The organism is Tessaracoccus antarcticus, assembly GCF_003688855.1.
In the GTDB taxonomy this organism is placed as follows: domain Bacteria; phylum Actinomycetota; class Actinomycetes; order Propionibacteriales; family Propionibacteriaceae; genus Arachnia; species Arachnia antarctica.
In genome coordinates this window covers 843,796-855,894 of sequence record NZ_REFW01000002.1, presented here as the reverse complement: position 1 = coordinate 855,894, position 12,099 = coordinate 843,796, and the positions used below count along the sequence as shown (strand labels likewise).

At 62.7% G+C, this 12,099-nt stretch carries 11 protein-coding genes; 6 read left to right on the top strand and 5 right to left on the bottom strand.

The window, feature by feature from the left end; genetic code table 11:
* Together EAX62_RS11230 and EAX62_RS11225 are read right to left on the bottom strand one after the other, a co-directional pair.
* The coding region (locus tag EAX62_RS11230; RefSeq protein WP_233557901.1) for a transposase at positions 1 to 203 on the bottom strand (203 nt) is incomplete at its 3' end.
* Between the two features lie 21 nt (positions 204 to 224).
* Positions 225 to 1,532 carry an ISL3 family transposase gene (locus tag EAX62_RS11225; RefSeq protein WP_121901720.1) on the bottom strand — a complete coding sequence of 436 codons (1,308 nt, stop codon included), beginning with the start codon at positions 1,530 to 1,532 and terminating at the stop codon, positions 225 to 227.
* 1,010 nt (positions 1,533 to 2,542) lie between these two features.
* Here EAX62_RS11225 and EAX62_RS11220 point away from each other — a divergent pair.
* On the top strand, positions 2,543 to 4,660 hold the full coding sequence (locus EAX62_RS11220) for an alpha/beta hydrolase domain-containing protein (protein WP_147454091.1): 2,118 nt from the start codon (positions 2,543 to 2,545) through the stop codon (positions 4,658 to 4,660).
* Positions 4,661 to 5,164: 504 nt separating this feature from the next.
* Here EAX62_RS11220 and EAX62_RS11215 read toward each other — a convergent pair.
* The gene (locus EAX62_RS11215; RefSeq protein WP_199711238.1) at positions 5,165 to 5,944 is read right to left on the bottom strand and encodes a substrate-binding domain-containing protein; all 780 of its coding nucleotides are present in this window, start codon (positions 5,942 to 5,944) and stop codon (positions 5,165 to 5,167) included.
* A 227-nt stretch (positions 5,945 to 6,171) separates the two neighbouring features.
* Here EAX62_RS11215 and EAX62_RS11210 point away from each other — a divergent pair, with 227 nt between their 5' ends.
* Both EAX62_RS11210 and EAX62_RS11205 read left to right on the top strand, forming a co-directional pair.
* Positions 6,172 to 6,975, top strand: a complete 804-nt coding sequence (locus EAX62_RS11210) for a nucleotidyltransferase family protein (protein ID WP_158600653.1) — start codon at positions 6,172 to 6,174, stop codon at positions 6,973 to 6,975.
* A 128-nt stretch (positions 6,976 to 7,103) separates the two neighbouring features.
* Entirely contained in the window at positions 7,104 to 7,760 is a 657-nt protein-coding gene (locus tag EAX62_RS11205; RefSeq protein ID WP_199711237.1) for an LON peptidase substrate-binding domain-containing protein, read from the top strand.
* Positions 7,761 to 7,779: 19 nt separating this feature from the next.
* Here the strand turns inward: EAX62_RS11205 and EAX62_RS11200 are convergent, their stop codons facing one another.
* Positions 7,780 to 8,715, bottom strand: coding sequence for a LysR family transcriptional regulator (locus EAX62_RS11200; protein ID WP_121901717.1), 936 nt, complete (start codon positions 8,713 to 8,715; stop codon positions 7,780 to 7,782).
* Positions 8,716 to 9,074: 359 nt separating this feature from the next.
* Between EAX62_RS11200 and EAX62_RS11195 the strand changes: the two genes are divergently transcribed.
* From EAX62_RS11195 to EAX62_RS11185, 3 genes are all read left to right on the top strand, one after another.
* Entirely contained in the window at positions 9,075 to 10,070 is a 996-nt protein-coding gene (locus EAX62_RS11195) for a caspase family protein (RefSeq protein WP_121901716.1), read from the top strand.
* A gap of 79 nt (positions 10,071 to 10,149) precedes the next feature.
* The gene (locus EAX62_RS11190) at positions 10,150 to 10,608 is read left to right on the top strand and encodes a hypothetical protein (RefSeq protein WP_121901715.1); all 459 of its coding nucleotides are present in this window, start codon (positions 10,150 to 10,152) and stop codon (positions 10,606 to 10,608) included.
* Positions 10,609 to 10,627: 19 nt separating this feature from the next.
* Positions 10,628 to 10,975, top strand: a complete 348-nt coding sequence (locus EAX62_RS11185) for a hypothetical protein (RefSeq protein ID WP_121901714.1) — start codon at positions 10,628 to 10,630, stop codon at positions 10,973 to 10,975.
* 52 nt (positions 10,976 to 11,027) lie between these two features.
* Here EAX62_RS11185 and EAX62_RS11180 read toward each other — a convergent pair whose 3' ends face one another.
* Positions 11,028 to 11,870 carry an NAD-dependent epimerase/dehydratase family protein gene (locus tag EAX62_RS11180; protein WP_121901713.1) on the bottom strand — a complete coding sequence of 281 codons (843 nt, stop codon included), beginning with the start codon at positions 11,868 to 11,870 and terminating at the stop codon, positions 11,028 to 11,030.
* Between the last annotated feature and the right edge of the window lie 229 nt (positions 11,871 to 12,099).

Genomic DNA, 12,099 nt, shown 5'->3' with positions numbered 1-12,099 from the left:
ACGCCGTCATCAATGTCGGCTTGCTTGACCCAGGCCCGCACGGACTCGGCACCGTAGCCCAACTGCGTCGCGACCCGACCCACGGTGTTCTGACTGGATCCCAACTCTGCCCTCAGGCTGCGGACCATCCGCACCGCAGCGGCCTTCTCCTGCTCTGAATACCGACGCGTCGTCGGCTTCCCTACTGATACCTCGTTCGGCATGACCCCATCCTCGTTCCAAACTCAGGAGTCTCCAACTAACCCAGAGCGATTCATGAAGCCGCCAGCGTCCAGTAGGCATCTGGCGATGTAGTGGGTCAGGTTCCGGAAGCCCCGAGCAGTGCCGCGTAGGTGTTCCAACAGCCCATTTATCGCTTCGGAGGGACCGTTACTGGTGCCCGGATGATCAAAGTAGGCCACGATGTCATCACGACGCAGCTGCATCGTGCGACCCAGGATGCGGACCTCTGGCAACCCGTTGGGAACACCGGTGTGGATGCTCTTGATCAAGTCGGTCATGAGCTTCTTCCCGGTCGCAGGTTTCTCGGCTTGGTAAGCGTCGATGACCCTTTGGTAGACGCTCCACGTCACCTCGAATGCGACATGGTCCTCGTTGGCGAAGACAGCGGCGAGTCGGTGGTGTTGCTTCTCAGTCAGCAGTCCGGCGCGGGTTCTCGCGGCCCGGCGGATCCCATAGAGCGGGTCGCCTGAGCGTCCACGATGGCCCAAGGTTTCTTGCTGGAGACGCTGCCTGCACTCGTCGAGTTTCGTGCCGGCTAAGGCGACCACATGGAACGGGTCCATCACGATCTTCACCTTCTCGATGGCTTCCACTGCAGCGCTCTTGTAGCCGGTGAAGCCGTCCATTGCGACGACCTCTACGGCCTTTCGGAACTGTTGGGTCTGGGCCTCGAGCCAGGTCTTGAACGCCTTCTTCGAGCGTCCCTCGACCACCGCGAGCAGGCGCGATGGACCGGTTCCGGTTCTTGTCGGAGTGAGATCGATGATCACGGTGACGTACTTGCCGCCGAAGCGTGTGTGACGCCACACATGTTCATCGACGCCGACCGTCGTGACCCCATCGAGCCTGTCAGGGTCGTTGATGAGCAACTCAGCGGCACTCGCCAGGATCGCGTCGTGGGCGGTTTTCCACGCCACGCCCAAGTTGGCTGCGATTCGGGCGATCGACATCCGATCAATGACCACGGACTTCACCGCCAACGTGATCGCATCCCGCGAGAGCTTGCTCCGAGACGGAGCAGCGGCCTGAAGATTGTGACGCCAGATCCGCCCGCATGGCCGGCACCGGTACCGCGGCGCCAACACCTCCAATATTGTCGGTTTCCACCTAAACGGGACATGCGCCACGCGACGAACCACGGTGTCATGACGGCCACCTGGTTGGCCGCACACAGGACAAGACGTCGGGGCCGTCGTCGGCACGCACGACAACATCGTGTATCCCGGTTCGACCCGTTGAGCCACCACGCTCAGACCCAGACGGTCCAGACGGCAGAACTGATCAAGGCAAGGTGGGGTAGCGTTTCTCACAAGAGCCCTTGGGTTGGAAAGCGGAGACGTTAGAGACCTCCATCTTTGCAACCTGAGGGCTCCCTCACATCACCAGCCCGACAAGATCCTGATCAGGTCACCCACTCTTATCTGTGAAGAGCCCACAAAGCTACAACAAAGAGCTTACCCGCACCCTGCCATGACCGGACCCCACACGGTTGCAACCAGCCACGATCGATGGGGTGAGCAACCACTTCTGAACCACCCCAACAACGTTCCATTTTAATACTTGACGCAGCCATAAAAAGCACGTTGCTTCACAAGCAAAAACGAATGACTATGGCAGCGTTGGTTGGACCCACCAGGGAAATCCAAGCGGGAACAATCCACACTCAATCTACTGAATAGCTCACTCAAGTCTCTTGCCGTTTTCTCGTCCTGCCGTCGCTGCGCAGTCATGTCAAAGGTCCGGGAGTGTGCCCTCACAGGATCCGGATGAGAACTGTGTGGTTCGTATCGCTGTACCCACGGACGCACGCCCTGCGTTCAGTGGGCCCTCCACCTCGATCCGGCGATCGGTGAGGGTGCGCAGGCCTTGACGGCCCGTGCATCTGATGGCCGCGTCGTCACAACATCTTCGGGCTCTCGAGCCGTCATCGACAGTTCCGACCCCCGGGGATGGCCTCGCCCCGGCTCGGCCGCTCTGACGAGAAGGGCACGTTGGTGGTGTGGCAAATGGTGGCAACCTCTTGGAGGGCCAATTTCGACGGCGCTAGCTTGTGCTCACCCAAGGTCACTGAAGATCCGGGTGCGGCGTCCCACGACGACGGCTGTCGTTGCTCTTTTATTCTGCATGAGATGCGCGAAGTAAAAGAACCATGGCGTTATCCACCGAGAGAATGGACAATCAGATGCCACCCTCAGTTTCTCACCGCAGAATACGTGCTGCGTCGGCCTTGGCGGCTGCTTCAGCCATGACGTGTTCGCTATGGGTAGTCCCCGCTTCCGCGGAGAATGCCGGCCCAAATGCAAATCCGGATGATTCGATCATGCATTCACTGAGTATGATTCCGGAGGTGCAGGGGCCCATTCTTGAGGACGACACCACCCACATGTTCTCCAGCATGAAGCGGGCCAGGGTGCCGTTCGACGTGGCGGATTACGGCTATGTGGAAGAGGAATATTTCCTCTCTGGGACCAGTAATGTGTATGACGACGCCAGTGGCGACGTCGCGGTTGTGACGGAGGATGTTCCCTACGTGAACCGCATCATCGTGCGCCGCCCCGCCAAGGCGGCTGACTCTTCCGGGGTGATCGATGTCGAAGTGACTAACGCCTCGAATGGGTTCGCTGGTGAGGATATGTGGCGCAGGCTGTGGCAGCATCATTTCGCCAATGGAGACACGTATGTGGGAATCGTCTCGAAGCCGAGTCAGATTGAGGCGTTGAAGACTTACGATCCCGTGCGCTATGCCCCGGTTGCCTGGGATGAGGAGGGGCAGGCGTGGGACATCATCGCCCAGATGGGTGCCCTTCTGAAGAGTGAGGATGCAGGTCTCATCCTGGGCGGCCAGGAGCCCAAGACCATCTTGTTGACGGGGCAGTCCCAATCGGGCGGTTACCTTGCCACCTACACCAACAAGATCGCCGGTCTCGCGGAGGAGGCGAACGGTCAGTCGGTCTACGACGGCTACTTGAATGTCGCTGGTCTCACCGGTCGCTCACTGCGGACGGGTGGTCGGGCCACCCCGGCTGTGGATCCGGTGCTTTCGGTTCCCAACATCCTCGTGGACTCAGAGGCGATCCTGGACAGGAGAGGCCCCCGGAGCCTTCCGCCGAAGCAGCGTGTCTGGGCGGTACCCGGTACCCCTCACACTGATCTGCTGTCGCCGGTGATCCCTTCCGATGAGGAGATCGCAAAGAGCGGCCGGTCGTTCAACACTGATGTCCACAAGCCCGAATTTCTGGAGAGGCTCAATCACTACCCTCTGGAGCCCACCATCTTTGCGGCGACGGACGCGCTGGTGAAGTGGCACCAGGAAGGCATTCCGGCTGCACCGTCGTTGTGGGAGACCACCACCGCTACCGGAGCGCTCCTGCGGGACGACGCCGGCAACGCCCTGGGAGGGGTTCGCTACGGTCTCATCGACCACCCCCTCGGTCAGTATCTTGGAACAGATGGTCCGGGATTCACAGCTCATGGTGTGATGGATCTGATGTCGTTGAGTGATTTCACCACCGCCTACAAGACCCGCGCACAGTACCTGGCGTTGATGGCCGAAGTGGATGCGCGGCAGATCAGTGCTGGCTACCTGACCCCTGAGGGGGAGGACTACTTCGTTCATGTGGCCAATTACATGATGGATCGCATTGGTGTTGCCAAGACACCCCTGGCGGCCACCATTTCCGCCACCACAGCCCCGCAGACCTGCAGCGCTTCCGGAGCATCGGTGCCTGGATCGGTGACCCTGACCCAGGACGGTGTTGCTTCTGTGGAGGTCTACGTCGGTGAGAAGACCGGCACCAAGGCCGGTGACCTCAGTTCACTGGCGGCAGGAAAGTACCTGATCATCGCCACCGCCAAGGACGGTCACGCCTTCACCACCATCCCTGACGGGTGGACGGCAAGCCCCACCAAGGATGCTGAGGGGAACACCGTCAAGATCAGCGGGATCGTGACCGTTGGTGCCACCACCTGCACCCCGCCGACCACCACCCCGCCGGTCACGACCCCGCCGCCCACCCCCTCGTACCCGGGATCGATCTACACCACACCCGGCTACCACAACTACAACGGGCGCCACTGGTTCACGTCCTGCGAGCCCTACTCCGTCACCCAGCGCTGCCGCACCCTCATCCAGGCCACCACGGTGACCCAGGTCAAGGGACAATTCATCAAGAAGCTGGGCTGGACCTTCAACAACCTCACCTACCTCCCCGCCAAGAAGTCGGTGTGGGCGGGCAATCCGCTGGCCAGGACCGGCTCCTGGACCGCTGCTGACGGACGTCAGTGGAGGACCGAATGCAATACGCCCGCCACCGGCGGAAACGGGTGCCGTTCCTACGCCACGGCCAAAGTGATCGACAACATCGCTAAGACCGGCCAGCCCGTCCGCTACGGCTGGATCACCAAGGAGATCTTCAACAACATCGTCCTGTTCTCCTGACACACCACTGAAGAATCGTCGTGCCGGGGCCTGGAGTTACATCCGGGCCCCGGCACGAACGCGTTTGCCAATGATCGAGGTGGAATCACGACCGGGCGGTAGATGCTGACCGTGGCGATAACGGTGTTGCCGCGCAACGAGTGTCACGGGAGAGGCTTGGCGAGGAACAACCTCACCACGTCAGTGCCAGCGCTCGCCACGAGGTGGCTCAGTTTTTGACGCCGACTCGAAGACGGCCCCGCCACGCCGCAGGGTGAGTAGCGCCAGGATTTTGGACAGCGGACGAGGTGTGGTCCTTCCCTGTGGGGCACAGCACGTCGGTCCACCGCTGCCGCTGGATTCTGGGCAAGCTACATCACGGCACAATGCCGCATCGACGATTGCACGACGTGCACTCTGCGGGCGAATTTGCCAATCGGGGAGCCGCGCATTCGCAGCCCGGCTGTCCGTTGGTCGATGTGTCATGACTTGAGTTCGTCCACGGGCACAGGGGGCGCCGTTGGCTCAGTGAGGCGCCACGCTCGTGCTGTCGCGGACCGTGAGTGATGTTGCCAGCTCGACGTGCCGCGACGCGGGACGGCGCCCTTCAGCCATCGCGAGGACGGTCTCGACCGCCATCCATCCCATGCCTTCGAGGTGCTGATGGACGGTGGTCAGTGGTGGGGTCGCCCATGCAGCCTGCGGCGTGTCATCAAAACCAATGACGCTGAGCTGGTCCGGCACCCGGATGCCAAGCGCGTGGGCTGTGGCGAGCACGCCAAAGGCCATCTCGTCGTCGGCCCCCATGATCGCTGTGGGCGGGTTCGTCGAGGTGAGGAGTTCACGTGCGTGCCGAGCGCCTTCAGCAACGTCGAACTGGCCCGACCGGATAAGGGCAGGGTCGATCTCGAGCCCGGCGGCGTCGAGCGCCGCCTGGTAGCCGTAGAGACGGTCGCGGGCGGCATCGGAGCCCTCGGGCCCACCGATCCATGCGATGAGCGTGTGCCCGAGCCCTATGAGGTGCTCCGTCGCGGTGCGTGCGCCAGCCCAGTTGCTCGACCCGACGCTCACCATGCGGCGATGGTGCGTGTCCACGGGGTCGACAATGACGAAGGGCAGGCGAGCGTCGCTCGCGGCGTCAATGAGCCCGTCCGGCTCCGACAGTGTGAGCCCGATGATACCGATGCCGCCGACGGCGCGCTGGTCGTCAATCCACTCGCGGGCAACGGCCCGTTGGGTGCGCAAGGCGCGTTCGGGGGCAAGCCGTGTGAGCAAATCGACGTGCGCGTCGGTGGCCGAGGCCAAGACACCTTAAAGGACGCCCAGGATTCGACCGGCCCACGTTCGTCTTGATCAGAAAAGCCAGACCCAACGCTGCAGCCCTGAATTCATGGCCCAGTAGGAGGAGCGGAATGCGGTCACCTTCCTGCATACTGTCGATGCCGGTGGCACAATCACCATCCAGTGACTGACGAAGGGCAACGATGAGCCGCAACCCTCCACGCCCTGGGATCTGTCATGCCTGTGAATCGGTGGAGCCTCCGCAGCGAGGGCTGGCCTGCCTGGTGTTGGCGGCAGGTCTGGGCACCCGCATGCGACCGTTCACCGACGTGACCCCCAAACCCCTACTCACCGTGAACAACGAGGAGTTGCTGGCCAGGTCCATCAGCCAGGCGGCGGCCGTGGCAGCGAGGACGGCCGTGAACGCCTTCCACCTGGCGGAGCAGATCGTCGAGTTCGTCGAGCGGTCCTCGATCCACGTCTCGCGGGAACCCCAGTTGATGGGTACCGCAGGCGCCGTGGCACAGGTGGCCCACTGGTTGGAAGATGATGACCTGCTCATCCTCAATGCCGACACCTGGCTCGCAGCACTCGACGAGGATTTCGTTGCCGGATGGGACCGGACGGGGCCTCGTCTTCTTGTGAAGGATGTCGGTCGAGCCAGTGACTTCGGCACCCTGAGGTTCGTGGGTGCCAGCCTCCTGCCCAACGAGTTGGCGCGGGGGCTGCAGGTCAAGCCGTCGGGACTCTACGAGGAAGTCTGGCGACCGAGGATCGGCTCTCTCGACCTGTTCGTCACACAGGCCATGGCCTTCGATTGTGGGACTCCGCTGGAGTTCCTGCAGGCCAACCTTGCGGTCAGCGGGCTGTCTGCTGTCGTGCATCCCACGTCACACCCCGGCGGCACGGTTGTTGATTCAGTGTTCCTCAGAGGTGCGACCAGCCCGCCGGGAAGTGTTTGTGTCGGGGAGATCAGGGACGGGTTCGGGAACCTCTACGCTGCTCCCGATCCCGGCAACATCCGGACTCCGGCCAAAGCCATCCAGCGACCTTGAGAGGTTGCCCAACGATTGTCCGGCGCGTCTCCCTGCGCCTCATGTGCCCTCACTGATCCCCGAGAACGCCCTCGCGAAGTTGCTGTCAGGGCTCGCTTCGCCGGCCTTCGTCCGGCAGGATCGTTGTCATGACCGGCGCCACGCGTGAGCTAGCGATGTTCCCTCTCGGATCCGTGCTGTTTCCCGGGATGCCGTTGCAGCTCCGAGTTTTCGAGCCGCGCTACATCGCGATGCTGTCGTCGGTGCTCAAGGAGACTGAGCAAGAGTTCGGGGTGGTGCTGATTGAACGAGGCTCCGAGGTCGGGGGCGGCGACACCCGGTTCGGGGTGGGCACGGTGGCCCGCATCGTTTCCGTGGAGCAGAGCGAGGGCTTCATCGTGCTGCTGGCCACGGGTGGTGCACGTTTCGAGGTGGTCCGCTGGCTGCAGGATGATCCGTTCCCGCGGGCGGAGGTGCGCGAGCTTGCCCCTGTGGAGATTGATGAGTCCACCCCCTCAGAGGTCAACGAGGCCGAGGCTGCGGTGCGTGCCACCATCTCGAGGGCAACTGAGTTCGTCGAAGTTCCATGGCCGGCCGACATAGAACTGTCGTCCGATCTGGCGCAGCGCATCTGGCAGGTCGCCGGCATCGCACCGCTCAACACGATGGACCAGCACGCGCTCCTGCGCTCCAGAAGTGCCTCGGAACTGCTGAGCCGACTTGTTGAAGATGTTCAGGGGGCGGACATCCTCTTCGCCGCCGGGTGGGGCTCCGATCTGCAGGACGGCGACGACCTCCCCGAGTGAGCGCCCAGCCACCCGCCTCTCATCTGCGGTGGTCTCGGGCGCCGGGTGGCGCTGAAACAGGAGAGCTCAGAGCATGCCCAAGCACCTGCAGTACACGGACCAAGGCCGCTACCTGGGGGCGACTCTCACCACAGCGAATGACCGCACGGACCTGTACGAGCGGCGCGTCCAGGATGGTCCTTCCCCTCAACCCGGCCGGTAGGAGCGATTGGGCCATGAATCCCGGCACCACAGCGATACCTCGACCCGTCCTGACGGCCTCGCTGATTTCCCGGAACCCGGATGCAGCCACGTCAACGAGTCGCCCGGGTGAGTGCCTCTCCACGTCCGCGAGCACCCAGGGACCCATCCAGGACGGGTCGAGGCGGGAATCGTGCAGAATCGGCTCCGCCACGACGTCTTGGAGGAACACAGGATCCTGTTCGCCGAGAGCGCTGGAGTCAGTGACTACGGCGGAGCGAGAAACTTCTGCAAGGGGGATCTGAAGAGAGCCGGCTCGGATGGGGTCCACCATGTCGATCAGAACGTCGACGGAGCCATTGATGACGCAATCCCGGACATCTGCATAGGAAACACCCTGTAGCCGGAGATGTGTCAAGGGGCGCTCCCAGGACAGGCAATCCACCAGGAGTCCAAATTGCGTTTGAGTGAAGTAGTCGCTGAGCCGTCCGGGGAAGCCCAGCACCACCACCTCATCGTCCCCGTCCCGGCGTGCGGAGTGAGCGGCGATCAGTATCAGTGGTGCCCGCTCCGCCAGCGATCTTCCACGATCGGTGAGTCCCTGATATCCGCCCGGTCCACGCTCGACGAGGAGCGCACCGACCTCCCTTTCCAGGCAACGGATGCGTTTGGAGAGGCCAGACGTCGTCATGTGCAGTTCCTCCGCCGCCCGCCCGAAATGGGCCGTTCGTACGAGAACCGCGAAGCTGTGAAGGTGTTCAAGGTTGAGTTCCATCCGGGACCTCTTGTTCCACACATCTCCGAAGACCGAATGCACTGCTGACGTCGACCTTCTGGCGGCCGTGTCCAAGTGGGACACGGGTCTGCCCAATCGTGGCGGCTCCGGTCACGATGGTTGCAACCTGTACAGCACCCAGATGGAACACCAGTACAGCATCTGGATGGAGCTGAGCAATGCGAACGACGAAGACCATCGTGAACAACGTTGTGGGCCTGGGCCTCGGTTGGGGGTGCGGTCCACTCGCCATGGCACCCGCAGAAAGCTGGCCAAGGCTGCACAGCTGAGGAATTGCCCCCACGGTCCCGCCCAGCCCTGTACATCCTCCATCGCATCCAGAAAGTGAGAGCAGAGTCATGACCTCAAAGAGGGCGCTTCTGGTGGGCATTGATGTCTATCCAGACCCCCAGAACAATCTGAATAGTTGCGTGGCAGATACCCGACGATTCCAGGACCTGCTGCAGCGCTACTACGGGTTCGATGCCCAGGACATCGCCGTCCTCCACGACAACGACGCCACTCTCGCAAATGTACGGGAGCAACTGAGCCACCTTTTCGACGGAGTGAGCGCCGGAGACGAAATCGTCTTCTTCGAGTCCTCCCACGGGTACCGCTATGTCAAGGGCACCACCTACACCGAGGTCCTCTGCCTGTACGACGCGTTCCTCGAGGACACCGAGTTGGTCGACCTCAGCCAGAACGTGGCGCTCGGCACACTGACCTGCGTCATCGATGCCTGTCACTCGGGAGGGCTCGAGAAGCTGTTCTTCGCTCCGGGCGGCCTCCAGGCCGCGCGCGCGAAGGTGTGGAGGCCGACTCCCGAACGGGCTGCTGCCGACGTGGCGCGTCTCACCCAGGCCACCTCTTTCAAGTCCTTCGGCCACCCGGCTACTTCTGACACCGGGACGGTCGCGAAACAGTTCTCCCCGGCAGCATTTGGAACGAATTCTGCACCCTCAGCGAAGAGCGTTGACGGTGGCTCTGAACTGAATGGGGTGCTGTTCGCAGCATGCCTTGGCGACCAGACCGCGGCTGCAGGAAGCCCTCCCACTGACGGGCTCTCGGCGTTCACTTGGGCGCTCGGTTGTGAGATCGAGGCCGGCGGCACATCAAGATCGGCCGAGGCGTTGTGTGGAAGCGTCGATCAACGACTGCAGACACTGAACATGCGCCAGACCCCCATCGTCGAGGCCCCCATCGCCCATGCCGGCTGGCTCACGCAAACCATCATCGGCTACGGCGCAGCGACCGAATCGTCGACACCCACAGGAACTCAGACCCTTTCGCCAGAGGACGCGCCGAGCGACGGCTTGTTCGACTCGTTCCTTCAGGGTCTCGGGGTTGGCGGCTAGGGCCACCAACCACACCATCCAGGCATGTCTGGATGAGGCGACCAAGAGAATCCACCCACAACCGGAAAGGGAGTGCACTATGGCACTCACAGCAACCACACCGACCAGCGCTGAAGACAAGGGCTGGATGGACTTCTTCAGCAGCATCATTCCGAGCGTTGCCTCGACGGTGGCGTCCACCGTGGGCATCGACCCCCGGGTCGCCGGCCAGACGGTCAGTCAGGTCATGAGCATCTTCGGAATCGGCAAGGCCTTCACCACACAAGTTGCCAAGGATCAGGCTGTCGCCCAACTGAAGGAGATCGTCACGCCACACCTGGACGACCCGGCCTTCACCAAGGCACTCGGAATGTGGCTACAGGCAGCGATCCAGCCGATCCAGGCACACAAGGAAGGCAAGGAGTACTCGCCCGACCTCAGCAAGTCGTGGCTCTCGGATGCCTGGGACACGGTGACCGACACGGTCGCAGATGTCGACTGGGGGCAGGTCGCCCAGATCGGCATGCGAACCCTGCCGCTCGTCCTTGCAGTCCTGTAGACGGGAAGGGGACGGGCTCGTGGCCAACGACCTCGACATCTACGAGGCAATCGCAGTTGCTCTGGCCGATGTTCGCGCGCCCGACCTCTCCCCATTCGCCCCCTCATTGGTGGGGGACGCCCTGACTCGCGCACTGAGTCTTCCTGCTGCCCGGGCCAGCTTCCTCGCATGGCTCCAGGGAAGGGTGCAGTCGCTCAGCGGAGGACGCGTGTCAATCGAAGAACGGCCCGACGGTGACGCGCCGCCGCCCAGCGCCGATACCGCCTACGAGGTGCCTCTCCGGTTGGTCATCCGGGACGAGCCGTTCGCAGAATCCGCCATCCTGCGAGCCGACAACGATGCGCTGCAGTACCCGATGAGGGGCTGATCAGCCTCCCACACTCCGGTCACCGACTCCAGGAACGCACGGCGACGCGGACTCAGGCCTCCGTGCGCCAGGTGTGCTGCGGATCGAAGCCGAGCAGGCGTCGGGCTTTGTGGATGCTGAGCATCGTGTCGTGCTCGCCAAGATCGCCATGGACCGGGGTCTGGGGAAACACTTCTGCAACGAGCTCGGCATTCCGCCGCGACATGACGGTGTCGGCCGCCGCGATGATGAAGTTGTCGAACCCGGGGGGTGCCACCTCGAGTGCACGCTCAACCGCCTGGGAACCGTCGCGCGCATCGATGTAGCCCCAGAGGTTCCACTTGCGCAGGGTGGCGTCGGCATCGAACGTCGGGAACTCCGCATAGTCCTCTGGCCACATGACGTTCGAGAAACGAAGTGCGGTGATCGACAGATCGGGGTGCCAACGCACCAACTCGCGGGCCAACTGCTCTTCGAGCGTCTTGACAATGGAGTACACCGACTCGGGACGCGGGGCGTACTCCTCGTCGACGGGAATGTAGGGGGGTGGCACGTCGAACGGCAGGCCGAGCACGGTCTCACTGGACGCATAGACGATGCGTCGGATGCCGGTGCGCACCGCCGCCCAGAACACGTTGAACGTGCTCGTCATGTTGTTGTGGAAGGTGGCAGCATCGGGGAGAATCCCGGGGGCGGGGATGGCGCCAAGATGGACGACCGCATCGAAACGGGGGGAGCGGTCCACGCCTGCCAGAGCGTCGGCGACCTGGCCGTAGTCCGTCAACTCGACTCGTACGAATCCGTCCCCGCGTTGGCCAACAACATCCAACCCCACAACATCATGGCCGAGTTCACGAAGCTGACGTGCGACGACCGAGCCGAGTTTGCCAGAGGATCCAGTGAGAGCAATGCGCATACGGCCAGTCTGTCACTCCGGTCGCCCAGCAACTCGTCAATCCCTGGGTCGAAACGAGTGACGCCACGGGAGCCGTGAGTAATGAGAGAAGGTGTGGCCCCACGACGCGGCTTTGATCCACCATGTATGGCGTGTCAGATCCTCCGAGCGTCCGCGGACGGATTGCCCCTCACCACATCCATCTCCGGTCTGGAAACACACCTCGAAGAGATGCTCCTGCTGCTCCGAT

Coding starts and splice junctions, on each gene's coding strand:
- EAX62_RS11220 (WP_147454091.1), top strand. CDS start 2,543: ATGCATTCACTGAGTATGATTCCGGAGGTGCAGGGGCCCATTCTTGAG.
- EAX62_RS11205 (WP_199711237.1), top strand. CDS start 7,104: ATGACCGGCGCCACGCGTGAGCTAGCGATGTTCCCTCTCGGATCCGTG.
- EAX62_RS11200 (WP_121901717.1), bottom strand. CDS start 8,715: ATGGAACTCAACCTTGAACACCTTCACAGCTTCGCGGTTCTCGTACGA.
- EAX62_RS11195 (WP_121901716.1), top strand. CDS start 9,075: ATGACCTCAAAGAGGGCGCTTCTGGTGGGCATTGATGTCTATCCAGAC.
- EAX62_RS11190 (WP_121901715.1), top strand. CDS start 10,150: ATGGCACTCACAGCAACCACACCGACCAGCGCTGAAGACAAGGGCTGG.
- EAX62_RS11180 (WP_121901713.1), bottom strand. CDS start 11,870: ATGCGCATTGCTCTCACTGGATCCTCTGGCAAACTCGGCTCGGTCGTC.